The organism is Novosphingobium sp. 17-62-19 (genome assembly GCF_002256775.1).
Lineage (GTDB): Bacteria > Pseudomonadota > Alphaproteobacteria > Sphingomonadales > Sphingomonadaceae > Novosphingobium.
Window position 1 is genome coordinate 1 of sequence record NZ_NCII01000025.1, and the last position, 20819, is coordinate 20819.

Sequence of the window (20819 nt, forward strand, 5' to 3'; positions counted from 1 at the left end):
CCGCCATCACAGACGATGTGGTCGAGGCGGCCCGAAGCACCCTCGTCATCGGTGCCACGTAGCACTGGAGAACCGTGCCAATCAGCGCCGGAGGTCACACAAAGGAAAGGTCGGTGCGCTGGTGGCAATGGCCTTTGGCGTGGTTTTGACGGCGGTGACGGCGGGCTGGCCGTGGGTGCTGATCCCGGCGGTCGTGATGGGCATTACCGGCACATGGATCTGGACCCGCGCCGAATAGCGGTAGATCGCCGATAAGTTTTGTTCCCTATTTGTTCCATTTCGGATAGAGTCTGCAAGGACTCAAACGGAACGGATTCGCCCCCATGATTTCGCTGACCATCGGCCCTGCTGAGGACTGGTTTTCTTGGTCGGTCAGCCTGATCGGCGCGCTGGCCTGGCCGCTGGCGGCGCTGGTCATCGCACTGGTGTTCCGCCGCCCGCTGCTGACCCTGCTGGCGCGGCTGGATGAACTGAGCTGGGGCGACAAGGCGGCGCGCTTTGCGCACAAGCTCGACCGGCTGGAATCCGAAGCCCCACCCGCGCTGGCCGAGCCGGACGGCCCGGAAATAGCCCTGACCGGCGATCATGGCCGCTTCATCAAGCTGCTCGACCTTTCGCCCAACGCCGCCGTGCTCGATTCATGGTCGCGCGTGGAAGAGGCGCTGCAGGGCCTCGCACTGGCGCATTCTCTGGCCAGCACCGACGCCGCCAAGGCCAGCCGCGCCCTCCAGCAACGCGGGGTGCTGCCCGCGCGCACCGTCGGCATGATCGGAGAAATGCGCTCGCTTCGCAACGCCGCCGCGCACAATCAGGACATCTCGGTGTCCGACGCACTACGCTTCCGCAATCTGGCGAAGGGGGTGCTGAATGAGATCAGGTTGGCGTGAGGGGGCCTACGCTCCCATCCCCCAAAAACGTCGTCATCCTGAACTTGTTTCAGGATCCATTGTGCCGATCAAGCTGCCGTCTGTGCCGAGAAATAGACCCTGAAACAAGTTCGGGGTGACGGCGGGTTTTGGCGAAAACAGTGATGGGCTACGGTCGAAATCTAGTATGAAGTGAAATAGCAGGTGTTATACAATGGACTATACATGTTCTATATTAGACAGGCAGCAAAAGATATTCAACGAAGTCCTCGGTAAGCTCGTAACGATCTATGTCGTTATATTTTATATCTATCAAGGCGCCATAATTTTCCATTATCCGTAGTTTGCTAAGCAAATCATCATGCTCTTCAAAGTATAATGTAAAGTAAGAGCGAACTCCCCCTCCATAACTCCAACCTTTACTAAAGGCTATAATTTCCCGTGTGAATGGGCTTTTGACGACGTCGTTCCGCATTTCTGAAATCAGAGCGGGGATCATTTTTTCCAAGCGTTCAAACGTGCGCGAAACAGCTATCGTAAAGCCGCGCAAGCCCAAGTAGGCTCTCATCTCGGCTAGTGTTTTCCATTCCCGGAGTTGCTCTGTAGGGTGGCTCGATAAATCAACGTCGACAAGGCGACTGCAAGTCTGACACAGCCAAATTCCGTTCTCAGCTGCTGCACGCTCCTCGTTTGTAAGAGCAGGATCAAACCGTGGGCCGCCTTCCGCCGCAGCGGTTATGTGTGCAGCTACACCAATACTCGCGACGTCGTCACTACCGTCCGGTCCAATTGTTGGTCGAAGACATGCTGGGTTCGAACATCTGTAGCCAGCTCTTTGAGAAATCTGCCGAATTGTCGGTTGCCGGAAGTTGTCACGAGAAATCATTTCAACATTAAGCCTCTGACGAACCCTCTATGCAAGGGGTACGTGCGAGACGACCGGCGTGTTTGCACAGGTCTTTTTGAGCTGGTGCCTCACAAACGAATTTGCGCTCCAGAGCGTGTGATCGTCGGGTCCAGCATGACAATCCCGCCTACCCCTCTACCGCCTCCCGCAGCACCGCAATCCCCCGCTCCCGCTGCACGCGCAGTTCTTTCTTCAACACCACCGGATCGCGCGCGAAGATAAAGCCAAAGCTCACCCCGCCTTCCTTGCCGATGGTCGCGTGGTGCAGCTTGTGGGCCTGCACCAGTCGCTTGGCATAGCCGCGCTTGGGGACCCAGCGAAACCAGCGTTGGTGGACGAGGCCATCGTGGACCAGTGTGTAGATCGCGCCATAGGCCATCACGCCGAGGCCGATGAAGGTGGCGGGCCACCATGCCTCTGCGCCCAGCACCAGCGGGCTGCCGAGGATGAAGAAGTTGATCGAAATGGCCGCTCCGACCACGGCATAAAGGTCGTTCCTTTCAAAGAAGCCATCGTGCGGTTCGTGGTGATCGCGGTGCCAGCCCCAGCCGAAGCCGTGCATGATGTATTTATGACTGGACCACGCCACACCTTCCATGACGAGCACCGTGGCGACGATAATCAGGAGGGCAACAAGCGTCTGCATGGGCGCTCCATACACCGCGCAAATCGGCTCCGCGACACATTCTTACACTTTGCCCGAAAGTCGCGACGGGTTGTTTTTCTGGCGTTCAGGCGGCGGGGGGCAAATTGGCTTCAGCAACCAAGTGAGGAGCAATCCAATGCGCAAGACCATTATCGCAGCCGCCCTTTCCGCCGTGATCGCCACCGGTTTTGCCGGCACCGCATCGGCCCATTCCTATGGCCGGGACAATGACCGCTACCCCGGCGGCAACCGCGCCGAGGCATCCTATCTGACGCCTGCCCGCAACGCCGAAATCCGCCGCGACATCTATGCGCTCGACGCCCGCATCCAGCGCGCTCAGTACAACCGCGCGATCTCGCCCCGTGAAGCCCAAGGCCTGCGCCGCGATGCGCAGGACATCAAGCAGACCTACACCCGCTATGCCAATCGCGGCCTTTCGGTGGGGGAATACCGCACGCTCGAACGCCGCGTTGCCACCATCAACCAGCGCCTGCGGATCGAGAAGCGCGACCGTGATGGCCGCAGGGGCTGAAAGTAACCGCTTGGCGTAACAAAATTACGCTCAAGACACCAAAGGCCCGCCCTTTCCTGCTTGAATTGCAGGGAGGGCGGGCCTAACCGCTTGACGCTATGACACAGACTCCGCGCACACTTTACCAGAAGATCTGGGATGCCCACGTTGTTGAACAGCGCGATGATGGCACGGCCCTCATCTATATCGACCGGCATCTGGTGCATGAAGTGACCAGCCCGCAGGCGTTCGAGGCGCTGCGCGTGGCGGGCCGGAAAGTGCGCCGCCCCGATTTGACGCTGGCGGTGCCCGATCACAACCTGCCCACCACCGCGCGGCGCTCTGCCGATGGCCAGCGCGTGCCGATTGCCGATGTGGAATCGGCGCAGCAGCTGGAAGCGCTGGAGCGCAATGCGCCCGAATTCGGCATCCGCTATATCGGTGATGCCGATGCGGAGCAGGGCATTGTCCACGTCGTCGGGCCGGAGCAAGGCTTCTCGCTGCCGGGCGCGACTATCGTGTGCGGTGACAGCCACACCGCCTGCCACGGCGGGCTGGGCGCGCTGGCCTTCGGTATCGGCACCAGTGAGGTGGAGCACGTGCTTGCCACGCAGACGCTGCTGCTCAAGCAGTCCAAGAGCATGGAAGTGCGCGTCGAAGGCACGCTGCTGCCGGGCGTGACGGCCAAGGACGTGGTGCTGCACATCACCGGCGTGCTGGGCGCGGCGGGCGGCACCGGGTCGGTCATCGAATATACGGGGCAGGTGATCCGCGATCTTTCGATCGAAGGGCGCCTGACCATCTCGAACATGGCGATCGAACATGGCGCGCGGGCAGGGCTGTGTGCGCCGGACGAGAAGACGATCGCCTATATCAAGGGCCGCCCCTATGCGCCCAAGGGTGCCGATTGGGACAAGGCCGTGGCATGGTGGACCAGCCTCGCCACCGATCCGGGCGCGACATACGACAAGGTCGTGGTGATCGACGGCAAGGACATTGCGCCCTCGGTCACCTGGGGCACCAGCCCTGAGGACGTGTTGCCGATTTCGGGCGTGGTGCCTGCGCCGGAATCGTTCGCCGATCCTTCCAAGCAGGAAGCGGCCAAGGCCAGTCTCGCCTATATGGGCCTGACGCCGGGGCAGCGCATGGAGGACGTGGAGGTGCAGAACATCTTCATCGGGTCCTGCACCAACAGCCGCATCGAAGACATGCGCGCTGCCGCCGCTGTGCTGAAGGGCCGCAAGAAGGCCGACAACGTGAAGTGGGCCATCGTCGTGCCGGGGTCCGGCCTTGTAAAGAAGATGGCCGAGGACGAAGGGCTGGACCGCGTGTTCATCGAAGCGGGCTTCGAATGGCGCGAGCCGGGCTGTTCGGCGTGTCTCGGCATGAACCCGGACAAGGTGCCTGCGGGCGAACGCTGCGCATCGACCTCCAACCGCAACTTCGTGGGCCGCCAAGGGCCTGGCGCGCGCACGCATCTGGTCAGCCCGGCAATGGCGGCTGCGGCGGCGGTGACCGGGCGGTTGACCGACGTGCGCAAGCTGATCGGCTGAGGCCTAAATGGCGGGCCTGCCCACCGCTGCGCTGCAACTGGCGGGGTTTCTGATGGCACACGCCTTCTGGGCGACGTCTGATTTGCCAGCGGGCGGAACGTATCAGCCGCAATCGCTGTGTATGCGGACCGATGGCAGCCGTTCGTTGCAGAGCTTTGAAGGCCCCACGCCCAAGGCGCAGGACGATGCCGCCCGCGCCTTCATCACCGGCGGCGCGGCGCAGTGGCCTGATTGCGCCATCGCGCGGCAGGTGAAAGTCGGCACGCCTTCGGGGGATGTCGATGCGCTGGTGATCGATGTAGTGCAGAACGGCAGCAACGTGATGACCGTGGTGCAAGCCTTCCGCCCCGCCGCAAAGGGCTTCCGCCTGCTGGGCGATGAACTGGTGATGGGCGATGGCGGCCCGCTCCCGCCGCTCCCCGCCGCCCAAGCCGCTGCGGCCATGCGCGAAGGCGCGATTGACCACCCCGGTCTTGGCGACAAATGGCAGGAATGGGAAGTGGCGCGTGATCGGGTGAGCCCGCTGGTGACGCGCTGAGCGGCGCAAGCCAAAACCTAACCCGCTCATGCTGAGCCTGTCGAAGCATCACGCACCACGGTTGCGCCAGCACCCTTCGACAGGCTCAGGGTGAGCGGGTCTGGGGGTATTGTGGCCTTGCATTTACAACAACACGCCGCTTCCCTAGCTTCGCCCGCAAAGAGGAGCGACCACCAATGGACGTAATCAAGGGCGTGCGTGTGCCGGAGCGGCTCTATCGCGGCGTGCTGTGGCTGGTTTCGATTGTCTTTGCAGGCTTCATCATCGGCCTAGGCAATCTGGTGATCGGCGATCTGCCCATCGTGGAAAGCCAGGTTTACAGCGCACCGCCCGAGGACAGCCCGCAAGTCCGCCAGATTCGCGAGCAGGTGCGGCAGATCGAGGTGCAGCGCGCGGGCATCGACGACAAGCTCGGCATTCAGCGGCTGCAACTGGAACAGGCACAGCGTCAGTCCGGCACTGCCGAGGAGACGTTCCGCGCGTGGATTGCGGCGCGGACCGCCACCACCAATCCAAGCCAAGACCCCGAAGTCATCAGCCGTACGCGCGAACTGGAGCAGCTGAAGGGCAACGAACGCGCGATCCAGCAGGCGATTGCCGACCTCGAAAACCAGCGCGCCCCGCTCGACCAGCGCGAGAACGCGCTGCGCACGCAGCAGAACGCCCTGATCGATGCCGCCATCCCCGCGCAGGAACGCGCGATGTTCTGGCAGGAACTGCGCGTGTTCGGCCTGCGCCTGCTTATCACGCTGCCGATGCTGGGCGTGGCTGCATGGATGGTGATGAAGAAGCGCAAGAGCGATCACTGGCCGCTGATGCGCGGCTTCGTGCTGGCGGCGGTGTTCGTGTTCTTCGTCGAACTGGTGCCCTATCTGCCCAGCTATGGTGGCTATATCCGCTACATCGTCGGCATCGCGCTGACGTTTGCGGCGGGGCATTTCCTCGTCAAGAACATGCGCGCCTACCTTGCGCAGCGGCAGGAAGCCGAAGCGCAGGCCGAGCAGGACCGCCGTGCGCGCGTGACGCATGACGAGGCGTTCAAGAAGATGTCCGCCAAAGTCTGCCCCGGCTGCGACCGCCCGATTTCCACCACCGGCGATGCCGAAGCCAACTTCTGCGTCCACTGCGGCATGACGCTGTTCGACCATTGCCACAGCTGCAACACCCGCAAGATGGCGTTTTTCCGCTTCTGTATGAGCTGCGGAACGCCAGCCAAGGACGAGCGGGTGAAGGTCGAGGTGAAGCCTGCGCCTGCATGATGGAGCGCAAGGCGTCCTTCGCGCCCGTGGTTGACGCTGGCACCCGCATTCTGATTCTCGGCAGCCTGCCGGGGGAGGCCAGCCTTGCGGCGGCGCAATACTACGCCAACCCGCGCAACCAGTTCTGGCGGCTGGTCAGCGCGGTGATCGGGCTGGACCTTGTGCCGCTGGAATACGCCGCGCGGTTGGAACACTTGTGCGCGCACGGCATCGGCCTGTGGGATTCCATCAGTTCGGCCACGCGGCCCGGCAGCCTTGATACCGCGATACGCAATGTGGAAGCCAATCCGCTCGCCATGCTGGTCAGCACGCTTCCAGCTCTGTGCTGCGTGGCGTTCAACGGTGCGAAATCGGCCAGCATCGGTGGTCCGCAACTTGCCGGAATGGGAAACTTCACGGCGCTGCGCCTGCCCTCGAGTAGCCCCGCGCACGCCGCGCTGACGTTTGAGGCCAAGCTGGAGCAATGGATGAAACTGCGGAAATTCCTGCGGTGATCCTTGCATTTATGTGACACGCGGCCAATCTTGGCTTCACGATAACAGGAGTTTGAAGCGTGACCAAGAAGACAGACTGGACCGGAAAAGCTGCCATGGCCGGGGCCGCTGTTGGATCGGCAGCGCTCGCCGCAGCCTTGCTCTATGCCTCGCGCCGCAAGGAGCGTGCCGAAAAGGCCGCGCCCAAGGCTCCGCCGGTGGACGTGCCCGAGACGGATTGACGGGCATTGCATCGCCAACGCGCCAAGCTATAGCGATCCCCATGGAACCGGTGAAGCAGATCGAAGGACGGGCTATCCCGTTCGGCCGCAAGAACGTCGATACCGACGTGATCATTCCGTCGAAATGGCTCAAGACCATTACGCGTCAGGGCCTTGGTCGCGGCGCATTCGAAGTTTTGCGCGCTGATCCCGACAATATCTTTGATAGCGCCGAGTTCTCCGGCTCGCCCATCCTGATCGCGGGTGACAACTTCGGCTGCGGCTCCAGCCGCGAACATGCCGCCTGGGCGCTGGGCGACATGGGCATCAAGGCCGTGATCGCGCCGTCGTTCTCGGATATTTTCTCGGGCAATGCGTTCAAGAACGGCATCCTCACCGTCGTGCTGCCGCAAGAGGCCATCGACCGGCTGATGGAAGTGGCGCAGACCGATCCCGTCTCGATCGATCTTGAAGCGCAGACGGTCACCACGCCGTTTCAGGACCGCTTTGTTTTCGAGATCGACCCGTTCCGCAAACACTGCCTGACCAATGGCCTTGATGAAGTGGGCCTGACGATGGCGCGCGGTGATTCGATTGCCGCGCACGAAGCGAAGATGCGCGATGCCCTTCCGTTCCTTGCACAGGGCACGGATGCCGTAGCGGCAGCTTAATTGTCCGCTTAACAGGGCTTCCCAAGCCGCGCAAAACTTGCTTCCCTATGGCCAAAGCGGATCGTTCCGCACAGGCTATGGGAGACATTTGATGAAAGCTTTGCGCACGCACGCCGCAGGCGGCCCCGAAACGTTGGTTCTCGATGAACTGCCCGATCCGGTGCCGGGCAAGGGCGAAGTGCTGCTGCGCGTCCATGCCTGTTCGATCAATTTTCCCGACACGCTGATGATCCGCGACCTTTACCAGTTCAAGCCTGAGCGCCCCTATGCGCCCGGCAGCGAACTGGCTGGCACGATCGAGGCGCTGGGTGAGGGCGTGACGGGGTGGGCCGTTGGCGATCGCGTGATCGCGATGATCGGCAATGGCGGGTTGGCTGAAAAGGTCGTGGCATCGGTGGCGCGGCTGTTCGCACTGCCTGATGGCGTGGATTTTGCCACCGGCGCATCGCTGCTGATGACTTATGGCACCACCATCCACGGATTGCAGGACCGCGGCCACATCAAGGCGGGCGACACCGTGCTGGTGCTGGGCGCAGCAGGCGGCGTGGGCCTTTCGGCGGTGGAACTGGCCAAGGCCTATGGTGCGCGCGTCGTTGCCGCCGTCTCCAGCGAGGAAAAGGCCGCCGTGGCGCGCGAGGCTGGCGCAGACGATGTGGTGATCTATGGCCGCCCTCCGTTCGACAAGGCGCAATCGAAGGCTCTGGCCGAACAGTTCAAGGCGGCTTGCGGCCCGAACGGGGCAAACATCGTCTATGACATCGTCGGCGGGGACTATTCCGAACCGGCGCTGCGCGCGATTGCGTGGGAAGGCCGGTTCCTCGTGGTTGGTTTCCCGGCAGGCATTGCAAGGATGCCGCTCAACCTCACCCTGTTGAAATCCTGTGACGTCTGCGGGGTGTTCTGGGGCGGCTTTACCGCGCGTGAGCCTGACAGGTTCAAGGCGCAAGTCGCCGAACTGTTCGACCTGCTCAAGGCGGGCAAGATCAATCCCCGCGTCTCGCAGCGATATACGCTGGAGGAAGGGCGCGAAGCGATTGCCGTGCTGGAAAACCGGCAGGCCATGGGCAAGGTTGTCGTCGAAATGATCGGCTGACCATCAAAGCCCCCTCTTCTTCAGAGGAGGGGGTTGGGGGTGGTGGGGTCAAGCCTCTGCTGAGGAGTAAACCGGCAACCCCAATCGCCAGTGGATCGCCGCGCCGCGCAGGCCAAATCCTGCCAGCGCGGCAACTGGCCACACCACGGCATTCGCCAGACCCAACGCAGCCCCACCCGCGCAAAGGCCAGAGGCCAGCGCCGCCGCCGTCACATAAAGCTCGGGCCGCATCAGGATCGAAGGCCGCCCCGCCAGCACATCACGAATGATCCCGCCCACGCAGCCGGTAATCACGCCCATCAGTACCGCAGGCACGGGCGGCACGCCAAAGGCCAGCGCCTTGGCCGTGCCCAGCACTGCATAGGCGCCAAGCCCCGCCGCGTCGGCCCATTCCAGAATAGGCCGTTCCCACCAGCGGTGCGGCGTGAACCACGCAATAAGCGCCACGCCCAAGCACACCGGCGCAACCCACGGATCGCGCACCCAGAACACCGGCGCGCCGATCAGCAGATCGCGCACCGACCCACCGCCCACGCCTGTTACCAACGCAAAGAACGCCATCGTCACGAAGGTTTGTCGCAGTTGCGCGGCCAGCAGCGCGCCGGTCAGCGCGAAGACGGCAATGCCTGCCAGATCGAGCAGTTGTGGAATAGCAGGGGTCATCGCGGCAACATGGCCGCCAAGCGCAGCGCGGGCAACAGCGCCCGCTGGCGGTGGAACAGCGCCATGTCGTTGCCGCACTGCGCCATGATCAGGCCAGTGCGCGGCTCGATCATCGCCTCGGCATACCAGCGCGTGTTCGAACCATTGTGCCACAGGCTGCCGTCCGGCCCTGTGAACCAGCCCATCGCCATCGCGCTGCCAAAGCGAGGGCTGTGCAATGCGCGCCAGCTTTCCGGGCGGAGCAGGGCGGGCTTGTCACGGTGCGTACGCAGCCATGCGGCCAGATCGGTCAGCGCCATGTGCAATCCTCCCGCCGGAGCCATCGCGGCGGGGTTGTCCGCAAACACCGGCTTGCCCTCATCGTGGCCCCACGGCTGGTCGAAGCTGTCGATCGTTCCGGGTGGCCCAAAGCCTGCGCTGGAAAGCCCCAAAGGCTCCAATACTTCGCGCCGCAGCAGAGCTTCCCACGAAAGGCCGGTTGCCTCCTCCAGCATCCGCGCAGCCAGCACATAGCCTGCGTTTGAATAGATAAAGGTGGTGCGGGGCGCGGCGACTGGCTTCATCTTCAGCGCCAGTTCGGTAAACCTGCGGCGACTTTCCCGCGCATCGGCCTCGTGTTGCGGCATTGCAAACAGCGCATCCAGCGGGATGTCCTTGGCCAAACCGGCATGGTGGGTGAGCAATTCAACCGCCGTCAGCGCGCGGTAGCGGCGGGGCACGTCGGGCAGGGCTTTGCCCAGCGGCGTTTCCCAGCCGATAACGCCTGCCTCAACGGCGCGGGCAAACAGCGTCGCGGTAAATGATTTGGTGATTGATCCCAGATGCCAGACATCGCGCGTGGTCACCGGCTCGGCATGGCCCACGGCGCGCAGGCCATCGGCCAGGAACGCTGGCGGCCTCGCACCAGCCTGCCACATCAAGGCCATGCCCGGTGTACCCACCGCACGCTTGATACTAGCCAGCGTTGCGGCGGACATGGGCAGCGCGAGCAGTTCTTCCAATGTCATCTCCCGCCGCTGTGCCGCGATCCGGCCCGGCAGCAAGCCCCCGGCAGCCAGCGCGGCCACAACGATGCGGCGGGTGATCCGCACGGGATTATTCGCCGATCAGCGCTTCCAGCTTCTTCTTGAGCGCCAGAATGCGTTCGGCTGCTTCGGTGAAAGTCTTCACGTCTTCGCGGTTGTTGTTCCCGCGTGCTTCCTTGGCCGCTTCGACATAGCCTTCCATGTCGGCATCCATCGCGTCGATCAGGATTTCGATTTCGTCTTCGGTCAATGTCAGCTTGATCGCCATGGTGGCACTCCTTCGATTCAAACCCTGCGGTTACCGACATGCGCCGCAGGGCACAAACGAAAGGTGCGCGCAATCAGCCCTTCGTGGCGAAGAAGATGACGTGCTGTAGCGGTTCTTTGCCGGGACGCGGCACTTCGCCCGCCTCGACATTGACGACTTCCACCGTGAAGCCGGTCTTTTCCAGCAGCGTCACAAAGGTTTCGTCCCGGAACGCTGACCATATCGCCAGAATGCCGCCGGGGCTGAGCGCGCTTGAGGCGGCTTGGAGGCCGTTTTCGGAGTAAAGCCAGTCGTTTACGCTGCGGGTCAGGCCTTCGGGACCGTTATCCACATCAAGCAGGATCGCGTCATAACCACCGCGCGCCGCATCGATCAGCATGGCCACATCGTCGTGGACCAGTTGCACGCGCGGATCATCAAGGCATCCGGCAGTGATCCGATGCATCGCACCGCGTGCCCATGCAACGATTTCGGGCACGATTTCGGCCACGGTTACACTGGCGGTGCTGTCCAGCACGGCCAGCGCGGCGCGCAACGTGAAGCCCAGGCCATAGCCGCCGATCAGCAATTGCGGTGCGGGTCGCGCACCCAGCCGCTCACACGTCATCACGGCCAGCGCCACTTCCGAGGCGCAAACGTCGGTGCTCATCAGCTCGTTGCGGTCGAGCAGGATGACGAAATCATCGCCATTGCGCACCAGCCGCAGCCGTGCGCCGTTGGGCACGCGGGCAGTGTCGATCAGTTCATCGCCATCTTCCAGTTCCCACATCGGGGGAGGAGTGGTGGGGATAGCGTTGTCGGGAGAAATGGGTGCGGTTTGCTGGGCCAGCTGGGCGTCAGTCAACGCCTACTTCTTCCGCGCCTTGCGGGCGGCATAGCGTGCGTCACGCTCGGCCTTGCGCTTGGCTTCAAGTTCCTCGTCGCTTGGCGGCGGCGGAACATTGGCCTTTTCTGCAGCAATGCGCGCCTTTTCGGCCAGTTCCTCTTCGCGGCGCTGCTTGGCGGCGGCGCGCTTTTCGGCTTCCGCCTTTTCCTTGGCTTCGGCCTTGGCAATGCGCTCTGCCAGCACAGCCGGATCGACGGGGGCCTTGGCCTTTGCCTTCAGCGCCTCGATCGCCTTCGCACGCGCATTGGCCGAAGCATCGCGGCGCGCGTCAAGTCCGGGTTCCTTGTATCCTGCCATCTTGGTCGTCAGTCTTTCTGTCGTTCATAGGGCCGGGCAAGGATGCGCCCGGTCCGCCGCCTGTGTGGATATGGTCAGGCGTTGGGGAGAGGGGTGACCCGCGTTGGGCGACTGGCCTTGCTGCGTGTCGTCCGTTCTGCACGCAGGCCTGACCGCACGTTGGGCGACATCGGTCAGCCTGCCCGCTAGCAGGGCGGGCGCGGCTTGTCACGCTGCAAGAGCAAGTCTGCGATTCCAAACGAAAAGGGCCGCCCCGAAGGACGGCCCCTTGCTTGCGTGCGATTGCGCGCCGATCACATATGGATCGGCTTGCCCGTCACCGCCATCGCCGCTTCCTTCAGCGCTTCCGAATGGGTCGGGTGCGCATGGCAGGTATAGGCGATGTCTTCGCTCGTCGCGCCGAACTCCATGGCCTGCGTCGCCTGCGCGATCATCGTTCCGGCAACCGAGGCAATGCACCACACGCCCAGCACGCGATCGGTCTTGGCGTCGGAGATGACCTTCACGAAACCGTCCGGCTCATGATTGGTCTTGGCGCGGCTGTTGGCGAGCATCGGGAACTTGCCGACCTTGATCTCGCCGCCCGATTCTTTGGCCTTTTCCTTCGCGGCTTCCTCGGTCAGGCCAACGCCTGCAAACTCGGGGAAGGTGTAAACCACACCGGGGATGAGGTCGTGATTCACGATGCCGGTTAGGCCCGCGATGTTCTCGGCCACGGCGATGCCTTCATCTTCGGCCTTGTGCGCCAGCATCGGGCCGGGGATCACGTCGCCAATGGCCCAGACGCCCGGAACCTTGGTGGCAAAGTCATGATCGGTCTCGATCTGCCCGCGTGCGTTCACTTCCAGCCCGATCTTGTCGAGGCCAAGGCCATCGACATTGGGACGACGCCCGATGGCGACCAGCACGCAGTCAGCCTCGATCGTCGAAGCCTCGCCGCCCTTCGAAGGCTCGACGGTCAGCGTCGCGGTCTTGCCGCTCACCGAAACGCCGGTCACCTTGGTGCCAAGCTTCAGGTCCATGCCCTGCTTCTTGAAAATCTTGGCCGCTTCCTTGCGCACGTCACCGTCCATGCCGGGCAGCAACTGGTCGAGGAATTCCACGACCGTCACCTTGGCACCCAGACGACGCCAGACCGAGCCCAGCTCAAGCCCGATCACGCCGCCGCCGATCACCACCATGTGGTTCGGCACGCGGTCCAGCGCCAGTCCGCCGGTGCTGTCCACGATCACGCCTGCATCGTTGTCGACGGTCACGCCGGGCAGCGGGGTCACGCTTGAACCGGTGGCGATGATCACGTTCTTGGCGCTGACGTTCTGGCCCGCCACGGTCACCGTGTGCGCGTCTTCGAAGTTCGCGTAACCCTTCAGCCAGGTCACCTTGTTCTTCTTGAACAGGAACTCGATGCCGCCGGTCAGTTGCTTGACTGAATCCAGCTTTTGACCCTGCATCGCGGTCAGGTCGAGCGTCACCGGGCCGGTTTTGATGCCGTAGGTGTCGAACGTGCCGTTCACGGCTTCGTCGAACTTTTCCGACCCGTGCAGCAGCGCCTTGGATGGAATGCAGCCGACGTTGAGGCACGTGCCGCCCAGCGTCTCGCGCCCTTCGGCACAGGCGACTTTCAGCCCCAGCTGTGCCGCCCGGATGGCAGCGACATAACCGCCGGGACCGGCACCGATGACAAGAACGTCGTAATCGTATTCAGCCATTTTCCGGCCTCCGTTGCGCGAACATGCTTCGACAAGCTCAGCATGAGCGGCCTTGGATTCAAGTCACACGCACAACACCCGCTCATCCTGAGCCTGTCGAAGGATGCCGCACAACATTTAAATCACAAATCGATCAGCAACCGCGTTGGATCCTCGATCGCTTCCTTGATCGTCTTGAGCGCCGTCACGGCCTCGCGTCCATCGATGATGCGGTGATCGTATGACAGCGCGATGTACATCATCGGGCGTACCACGATCTCGCCATTGCGAACGACCGGACGGTCCTCGATGCGGTGCAGGCCCAGCACAGCCGACTGCGGGGGGTTGATGATCGGGGTGGACATAAGCCCGCCGAACACGCCGCCGTTCGAAATGGTGAACGTGCCGCCAGCCATGTCGGCCATGGTCAGCGTGCCGTCACGCGCGGCCTTGCCATAGTTGGCGATGGACTTTTCGATCTCGGCAAAGCTCATCTTGTCGACATTGCGGACTACCGGCACGACCAGCCCGTTCGGGGCCGAAACCGCCACCGAAATGTCCACATAGTCGAAATAGACGATTTCATCGCCCTGGATCTGGCCATTGACCGAAGGGAAGTCCTTCAGCGCCAGCACCGATGCCTTGGCAAAGAAGCTCATCAGGCCAAGCTTCACGCCGTGCTTCTTCTCGAACACGTCCTTGTACTTGGCGCGCGCTTCCATCACCGCGCTCATGTCCACGTCGTTGAACGTGGTGAGCAGGGCGGCGGTGTCCTGCGCGCTTTTCAGGCGCTTGGCGATGGTCTGGCGCAGGCGCGTCATCTTCACGCGCTCTTCATTGCGCCCGGCAGCCGGCGCCGAAGCTGCGGGCGCAGCCGCCGGGGCCGAAACCGCCGGGGCAGGCGAGGCCTGCTTGGCAGCAGCGGCGGCCATCACGTCTTCCTTGGTCAGGCGGCCGTCCTTGCCGGTGCCTTTCACGGTCGAAGGATCAATGGCATATTCGAGTACGGCGCGGCGCACCGCAGGCGAAAGCGCAGCAGCCTCACCCGAAGGCGCCGCAGCAGGCGCTTCGGCCACTGGTGCAGCAGCGGGAGTTGGAGCAGCAGCCGGAGCAGCTTCCGTGCGTGGCGCAGGCTCTTGCGCGCCAGCCACGGCAACCCCGTCCTCGATCAGCGCCAGCAGCGCGCCAACCGAAACCGTATCGCCCTCGTTCGCCGCCAGCGCGCCCATGACGCCCGCAGCGGGTGCTGGAACTTCAACCGCAACCTTGTCAGTCTCAAGGCTGACAATCGGCTCGTCGAGCGCCACGGCCTCGCCGGGCTTCTTCAGCCACTGGCCAACGGTAGCTTCGCTGACGCTTTCACCCAGCGTCGGAACTTTCACTTCAATCGACATAACTTCGTTCCTCGGGGAGAAGGAAAATCAGGATTTCTTCTGGCGACGGATCTCGTCACGCACCGAAAGACCCAGCGCATCGGCCACCAATGCGCCCTGCTCGCTGGTGTGACGGCTGGCGAGGCCCGTGGCGGGCGACGCCGCACCGGCACGTCCGGCATAACGGGGACGCGCAACCTTGCTCTTGGCAGCTTGTAGCGATTCCTCGATCAGCGGTTCAACGAAGAACCACGAACCATTGTTCCGGGGTTCTTCCTGGCACCACACCACCTCTTCCAGATTGGTCATGCGCGAAAGGCGCAGGGCCAGCGGATCGCCGGGGAAGGGGTAGAGCTGTTCAAGCCGGATGATCTGCGTATCGGTAATGCCAGCGGCATCACGCGCTTCCATCAGATCATAGGCGACCTTGCCCGAACACAGCACTACGCGCTTCGTCTCTGCATCGGCCGCAGGCTTCATGTCTGACAGGATGCGCATGAAGTGCCCGTCGCCAATGAAGTCCGATGCGACCGACTTGGCCAGCGGATGGCGCAGCAGGCTCTTGGGCGTCATGATGATCAGCGGCTTGCGGAACGGACGGTGCATCTGCCGGCGCAGCACGTGGAAGTAATTGGCCGGCGTGGTGATGTTGCACACCTGGATGTTGTCTTCGGCACAAAGCTGCAAGAACCGCTCAGGCCGTGCCGAAGAGTGCTCCGGTCCTTGGCCTTCGTACCCGTGCGGCAGCAGCATGACGAGGCCATTGGCGCGCAGCCACTTGGCTTCGGATGCGGCAATGTACTGGTCGATCACGATCTGCGCGCCATTGGCAAAATCGCCGAACTGCGCTTCCCACAGCACAAGGCTCTTCGGGTCCGCGCTGGCATAGCCATATTCGAAGCCCAGCACGCCATATTCAGACAGCGTGGAATCAAGCACTTCGAACGTGCCGTGCGGCAGCGTCTTGAGCGGCACGTACTTGCGTTCGTCCGTCTGATCGACCCACACCGCATGGCGCTGGCTGAACGTCCCGCGCCCGCAATCCTGACCGGACAGGCGCACGCCATAGCCTTCGGACACGAGGCTGCCGAACGCCAGCGCTTCACCAGTCGCCCAGTCAAAGCCCTGTCCGCTGGTGAACATCTCGCGCTTGGCGTCGATCACGCGGCCCAGCGTCTTGTGGACGGTCAGGTCGTCCGGCACCGTGGTCAGCGTGCGGCCTAGGCTGTCGAACAGCTTCTGATCGATGCCGGTGGGCACGTTGCGACGCGCGGTGACGGGATCGGCAGGCTTGTTCAGCCCCGACCATCTGCCGCCGAACCAATCAGCCTCATTGGCCTTGTAGCCCTTCGAAGCCTCGAATTCCTTTTCGAGCGCGGCCACAAAATGGCTTTCCACTTCGCCCTTGTGGTTCGCGTCGATCACGCCTTCGGCCACCAGCCGCTTGGAATAGATCTCGCTCACACCCGGATGCTTGCGGATTTTCGCATACATCAGCGGCTGCGTGAATGAAGGCTCATCGCCCTCGTTATGGCCGAACCGCCTGTAGCACCACATATCGATCACGATATCGCGGCCAAACTTCTGCCGGTAATCAATCGCCATCTTGCAGGCAAAGGTCACCGCTTCGGGATCATCGCCATTGATGTGCAGGATCGGTGCCTGCACGCCCTTGGCCACGTCCGACGGATAAGGCGATCCGCGCGAGAACTGCGGGCTGGTGGTGAAGCCGATCTGGTTGTTGATGATGAAGTGGATGCAGCCGCCGGTGTTGTACCCGCGCACGCCTGAAAGGCCGAAGCACTCCCACACGATGCCCTGGCCCGCAAAAGCCGCGTCACCGTGGATCAGCACCGGCAGCACCTGCTTGTGCCGCGCATCCGGCCCCACATCGTCACCAATATCGTCACGGAACACCTGCTGCGCGCGGACTTTGCCGAGTACGACCGGGTCCACCGTTTCAAGGTGCGAAGGGTTGGGCACAAGGCTCATGTGAACCTTGATCCCATCAAATTCACGGTCGGTGCTGGTGCCGAGGTGGTACTTCACGTCGCCCGAACCGCCCACGTCCTGCGGGTTGGCGGTGCCGCCCGAAAATTCGTGGAAAATCACGCGGTATGGCTTAGCCATCACGTTGGCCAGCACGTTCAACCGGCCACGATGGGCCATGCCATACACGATCTCGCGCACGCCCAGCTGGCCGCCGTACTTGATGATCGCTTCCAGCGCCGGGATCATCGATTCGCCACCATCAAGCCCGAAGCGCTTGGTGCCGACGTACTTCTTGCCGAGGAATTTCTCGTACTGCTCACCGCGCACCACGGCGGCAAGGATCGCCTTCTTGCCGTTGGGGGTGAAGTCGACAGACTTGTCGCCACCTTCGATCCGCTCCTGGATGAAGCGGCGCTCCTCCACGTCGGCGATGTGCATGTATTCAAAGCCGATATGGCCGCAATAGTTGGCGCGCAGGATCGCCACCAGCTCGTTCAGCGTGGCCCATTCAAGGCCCAGCACGCCACCGATATAGACCTTGCGGTTCATATCGGCTGCGGTGAAGCCGTGGTATTCGGGCGAAAGGTCGGCCGGCAGCTTTTGACGGGCAAGGCCCAGCGGATCAAGGTCGGCAACCAGATGCCCACGCACACGATAGGTGCGGATGAGCGTCATCGCGCGGATCGAATCCATCGCGGCCTGCTGCAACGCGGCTTCGTCCAGCGGCGCGCCCGCCTTCTTCGCGGCCTTTTCGATGACGAGTTTCATCGCCATCGGGTCCATCGCCTGCGTCAGGTCATCGCCCGAGGCGGCGTCAGTGATCGGCCAGCGCTTGTTCGCCCAAGAAGGGCCAGGCTGCGGACCTTCCTGCGAAGGATCGACGTCAAATTCGTGCAGTTCAGAACCCATTACCAACTCCTTGTCCCCCCGGGGAGGATGGGGGCCTCGGACAATTCTCAGTCCCGCACATCATGCGGGACCAACCCTTCCGGCGCGCTGAACACCAACGCACAAAAATCCGTAAATGCGGCAGGCGGCTTGTCGTTTCAGCCGCCTACCGGAAAACTTTGAAGCATCCGCCCGGTGGCCCCCTACGCAAGGTTGCCTATCCGGGCGGTAGCTTTCACGCGATCAAACGCGCTCTTTCAACACTTCAGCCAGCGTTTCGCCCAGCAGTGAAGGCGAGGACGAGACCTTGATCCCGGCCGCTTCCATCGCTGCGATCTTGCTTTCGGCATCGCCCTTGCCGCCCGAAACGATAGCACCGGCGTGGCCCATGCGGCGGCCCGGAGGCGCCGTGCGGCCTGCGATGAAGCCGGCCATCGGCTTCTTGCGCCCGCGCTTGGCTTCGTCGATCAGGAACTGCGCAGCCATTTCTTCGGCGTCGCCACCGATTTCACCGATCATGATGATCGACTTGGTGGCTTCGTCGGCCAGGAACAGTTCCAGCACGTCGATGAAGTTGGTGCCGTTGACCGGGTCACCGCCGATGCCCACAGCCGTGGTCTGGCCAAGGCCGATGTTCGATGTCTGGAACACCGCTTCATAAGTCAGCGTGCCCGAGCGTGAGACCACGCCGACCGAGCCTTCCTTGAAGATCGAACCGGGCATGATGCCGATCTTGCACTGGTTCGGCGTCAGCACGCCGGGGCAGTTCGGCCCGATCAGGCGGCTCTTGGAACCGACCAGCGCGCGCTTGACCTTCACCATGTCCATCACCGGGATACCCTCGGTGATGCACACGATCAGTTCCATCTCGGCATCGATGGCTTCGAGGATCGAGTCCGCAGCGAACGGAGGCGGCACGTAGATGCAAGATGCGGTTGCGCCCGTAGCGTGCTTGGCTTCGGCCACGGTATTGAAGTTGGGCAGGCCGATATGCGTCGTGCCGCCCTTGCCGGGAGTCACGCCGCCAACCATCTGGGTGCCGTATGCCAGCGCCTGTTCGGTGTGGAACGTGCCGGTGGCACCGGTCATCCCTTGCGTGATGACCTTGGTATTCTTGTCGATGAGAATGCTCATTGATAAGCTCCTGAGCTTGAAATCGCGGAAAGGTCTTAAACGAGCGAGGGGTCGATGCCCTTGCAGGCGTCCAGCAGTTCCTTGACCGCATCGACTGAAACCTGAAGGCCAGCCTTCGAGTCATCGTCGAGTTCGATCTCGATAACCTTCTCGACACCACCCGCACCGATCAGCACCGGCACGCCGACGTACAGCCCGTCAACGCCATACTGGCCATCGACATAGGCTGCGCAAGGCAGGATGCGCTTCTGGTCAAAAAGGTAAGCCTCGGCCATCGCGATGCCCGACGCGGCAGGCGCGTAGAACGCTGAACCGGTCTTGAGCAGGCCAACGATCTCGCCGCCGCCCGAACGGGTGCGCTGCACGATCGCGTCGATGTTCTCCTGGCTGGACAGGCCCATCTTGACGAGATCAGGCACCGGAATGCCGTTGACGGTCGAATACTGGGTGACGGGCACCATCGTATCGCCGTGGCCGCCGAGCACGAACGTGTTCACGTCGCGGATCGAAACGCCGAATTCCCAGGCGAGGAAGGTGGAGAAGCGCGCCGAATCGAGCACGCCTGCCATGCCGACAACCTTGTTGTGCGGAAGGCCGGAGAATTCGCGCAGCGCCCAGACCATCGCGTCCAGCGGGTTGGTGATGCAGATGACGAATGCGTCAGGCGCGTTGGCCTTGATGCCTTCGCCCACGGCCTTCATGACCTTAAGGTTGATGCCCAGCAGGTCGTCGCGGCTCATGCCCGGCTTGCGGGCGACGCCAGCGGTCACGATGATCACGTCGGCCCCGGCAATGTCGGCATAGTCGTTCGAACCGGTGATCTTGGCGTCAAAGCCTTCGACCGGGCCGCACTGCGAAAGGTCGAGCGCCTTGCCCTGCGGCACGCCTTCGACGACGTCGAACAGGACGATATCGCCCAATTCCTTCTGGGCGGCGAGGTGGGCGAGTGTGCCCCCAATATTGCCTGCGCCGATCAGCGCGATTTTCTTGCGTGCCATGCTCTACGGTCCTTTCCCGTTCGCGGGGACAAGCATACAGATGCCAGCAGAGCTTTCGCCCAAGTCCCTCCCGTGCCCCGCGAGACAGGAAAGTTCTGGCAGAATGACTCGGCCACTAAGCGCGCGCGCAGACGAATGCAACCGCGAAAAACGGCTAGTTTCCGGGTTTTTCTGATATGAGTTCGCAATAGCATTAAAAGTAGTCGCAGCACGATTACGACACAAAAAAGCCCCGGCGTTTCCACCGGGGCTTCTGTGCTTTGCCTCTCCGCAAACCTGTTGTGCTTCAGCTTGTCCGCCGCGCCTTGAAATCGCGCGCCATGCGCCGGTCCAGCGTGCGGCAAACTTCCAGCCAGAACCCGCTGCGCTCCGCGTCGCCACTCGCCTCGGCAATCACCGCTGCATCCCGCGCCCGCGCCGCTGCTGAAAATCCATGTGCGGCAAACAGCCGCAGCGCGCTGTCCAGCGCGGCGTCCTGCTGAACCCATGAGCTGGTCCAGTCCTCCGCATTGTCGTTCACCGCGCGCAGATGCCGTCCCAGAACGGGCCGCGCCATGCACGGAGAAATTATGCCATATCGAGGGGCAAATCGCACCATAACCAGTCGTTTCTCCTCAGCCGCCCGGATGCCAAAGCCGAACCGCTCTCCACAGCCACCTCTCTACGCCGTACGGGCTAAGAGTGTGTTCTATGACAGGGTAAAGGAACCGGTAATCACCTACTACGAAACGCTTTTGCGGCCAGCCGAAATCCTCCCCGCACGCGGGGAGGGGGACCGCCCGCAAAGCGGGTGGTGGAGGGGGCTCGCCTCGGAAAGCGAGTTTTCCCAAAAATGTTTCGCGCAGAGCCGCAGAGGAAGCAGAGTTCGC

At 62.7% G+C, this 20819-nt stretch carries 22 protein-coding genes and 1 pseudogene; 10 read left to right on the forward strand and 13 right to left on the reverse strand.

The annotated features are described in order from the left end of the window. Positions 1–238, forward strand: a pseudogene (locus B7X90_RS06550) (hypothetical protein); the annotation flags it as partial. A gap of 85 nt (positions 239–323) precedes the next feature. Beyond that, complete coding sequence (locus B7X90_RS06555; protein WP_292622832.1) at positions 324–887, forward strand: DUF4145 domain-containing protein; 564 nt, start codon at positions 324–326, stop codon at positions 885–887. Between the two features lie 214 nt (positions 888–1101). Here the strand turns inward: B7X90_RS06555 and B7X90_RS06560 are convergent, their stop codons facing one another. Beyond that, the gene (locus tag B7X90_RS06560) at positions 1102–1752 is read right to left on the reverse strand and encodes a hypothetical protein (protein WP_292622833.1); all 651 of its coding nucleotides are present in this window, start codon (positions 1750–1752) and stop codon (positions 1102–1104) included. 148 nt (positions 1753–1900) lie between these two features. Further along, positions 1901–2419 carry a sterol desaturase family protein gene (locus tag B7X90_RS06565; protein WP_292622835.1) on the reverse strand — a complete coding sequence of 173 codons (519 nt, stop codon included), beginning with the start codon at positions 2417–2419 and terminating at the stop codon, positions 1901–1903. Between the two features lie 136 nt (positions 2420–2555). Here B7X90_RS06565 and B7X90_RS06570 point away from each other — a divergent pair, with 136 nt between their 5' ends. The 8 genes from B7X90_RS06570 to B7X90_RS06605 all read left to right on the forward strand — a co-directional run bounded on the left by B7X90_RS06570 (position 2556) and on the right by B7X90_RS06605 (position 8738). Then, positions 2556–2951: a hypothetical protein gene (locus B7X90_RS06570; RefSeq protein ID WP_292622837.1), complete on the forward strand. Its 396-nt coding sequence runs from the start codon at positions 2556–2558 to the stop codon at positions 2949–2951. Positions 2952–3049: 98 nt separating this feature from the next. Further along, positions 3050–4483, forward strand: a complete 1434-nt coding sequence (leuC, locus tag B7X90_RS06575) for a 3-isopropylmalate dehydratase large subunit (RefSeq protein WP_292622840.1) — start codon at positions 3050–3052, stop codon at positions 4481–4483. Positions 4484–4490: 7 nt separating this feature from the next. Continuing rightward, positions 4491–5021, forward strand: coding sequence for a hypothetical protein (locus B7X90_RS06580; protein WP_292622842.1), 531 nt, complete (start codon positions 4491–4493; stop codon positions 5019–5021). Positions 5022–5197: 176 nt separating this feature from the next. Then, complete coding sequence (locus tag B7X90_RS06585; RefSeq protein WP_292622843.1) at positions 5198–6280, forward strand: zinc ribbon domain-containing protein; 1083 nt, start codon at positions 5198–5200, stop codon at positions 6278–6280. 26 nt (positions 6281–6306) lie between these two features. Continuing rightward, entirely contained in the window at positions 6307–6774 is a 468-nt protein-coding gene (locus B7X90_RS06590; protein ID WP_366409670.1) for a DNA-deoxyinosine glycosylase, read from the forward strand. 59 nt (positions 6775–6833) lie between these two features. Beyond that, positions 6834–6995, forward strand: coding sequence for an LPXTG cell wall anchor domain-containing protein (locus B7X90_RS06595; RefSeq protein ID WP_292622896.1), 162 nt, complete (start codon positions 6834–6836; stop codon positions 6993–6995). Positions 6996–7036: 41 nt separating this feature from the next. Beyond that, entirely contained in the window at positions 7037–7645 is a 609-nt protein-coding gene (gene leuD, locus B7X90_RS06600) for a 3-isopropylmalate dehydratase small subunit (RefSeq protein ID WP_292622847.1), read from the forward strand. 91 nt (positions 7646–7736) lie between these two features. Further along, a complete protein-coding gene (locus B7X90_RS06605; protein ID WP_292622848.1) occupies positions 7737–8738 on the forward strand; it encodes an NADPH:quinone oxidoreductase family protein in 1002 nt (333 codons plus the stop codon). Between the two features lie 48 nt (positions 8739–8786). Here the strand turns inward: B7X90_RS06605 and B7X90_RS06610 are convergent, their stop codons facing one another. The 11 genes from B7X90_RS06610 to B7X90_RS06660 form a co-directional block, all read right to left on the reverse strand. After that, positions 8787–9401 (reverse strand): trimeric intracellular cation channel family protein, encoded by a 615-nt coding sequence (locus B7X90_RS06610; protein ID WP_292622851.1) that lies wholly within the window; start codon positions 9399–9401, stop codon positions 8787–8789. Beyond that, on the reverse strand, positions 9398–10492 hold the full coding sequence (locus B7X90_RS06615; RefSeq protein ID WP_292622853.1) for a serine hydrolase domain-containing protein: 1095 nt from the start codon (positions 10490–10492) through the stop codon (positions 9398–9400). Before B7X90_RS06615 ends, B7X90_RS06610 begins: the two co-directional genes overlap by 4 nt. Positions 10493–10496: 4 nt before the next feature. Then, a complete protein-coding gene (locus B7X90_RS06620) occupies positions 10497–10694 on the reverse strand; it encodes a hypothetical protein (protein ID WP_292622856.1) in 198 nt (65 codons plus the stop codon). 73 nt (positions 10695–10767) lie between these two features. Beyond that, positions 10768–11463: a spermidine synthase gene (locus B7X90_RS06625; RefSeq protein WP_292622894.1), complete on the reverse strand. Its 696-nt coding sequence runs from the start codon at positions 11461–11463 to the stop codon at positions 10768–10770. 78 nt (positions 11464–11541) lie between these two features. Further along, complete coding sequence (locus B7X90_RS06630; RefSeq protein ID WP_292622858.1) at positions 11542–11877, reverse strand: DUF6481 family protein; 336 nt, start codon at positions 11875–11877, stop codon at positions 11542–11544. Between the two features lie 293 nt (positions 11878–12170). Beyond that, on the reverse strand, positions 12171–13586 hold the full coding sequence (gene lpdA, locus B7X90_RS06635) for a dihydrolipoyl dehydrogenase (RefSeq protein WP_292622860.1): 1416 nt from the start codon (positions 13584–13586) through the stop codon (positions 12171–12173). 122 nt (positions 13587–13708) lie between these two features. Continuing rightward, the gene (gene odhB / locus B7X90_RS06640) at positions 13709–14959 is read right to left on the reverse strand and encodes a 2-oxoglutarate dehydrogenase complex dihydrolipoyllysine-residue succinyltransferase (protein WP_292622862.1); all 1251 of its coding nucleotides are present in this window, start codon (positions 14957–14959) and stop codon (positions 13709–13711) included. Between the two features lie 27 nt (positions 14960–14986). Further along, positions 14987–17839: a 2-oxoglutarate dehydrogenase E1 component gene (locus B7X90_RS06645; RefSeq protein ID WP_292622864.1), complete on the reverse strand. Its 2853-nt coding sequence runs from the start codon at positions 17837–17839 to the stop codon at positions 14987–14989. Positions 17840–18061: 222 nt separating this feature from the next. Then, positions 18062–18952: a succinate--CoA ligase subunit alpha gene (gene sucD / locus B7X90_RS06650; protein ID WP_292622866.1), complete on the reverse strand. Its 891-nt coding sequence runs from the start codon at positions 18950–18952 to the stop codon at positions 18062–18064. A 35-nt stretch (positions 18953–18987) separates the two neighbouring features. Further along, entirely contained in the window at positions 18988–19950 is a 963-nt protein-coding gene (mdh, locus tag B7X90_RS06655; protein ID WP_292622868.1) for a malate dehydrogenase, read from the reverse strand. A 286-nt stretch (positions 19951–20236) separates the two neighbouring features. Next, complete coding sequence (locus tag B7X90_RS06660) at positions 20237–20506, reverse strand: hypothetical protein (RefSeq protein WP_292622871.1); 270 nt, start codon at positions 20504–20506, stop codon at positions 20237–20239. Positions 20507–20819 lie beyond the last annotated feature (313 nt).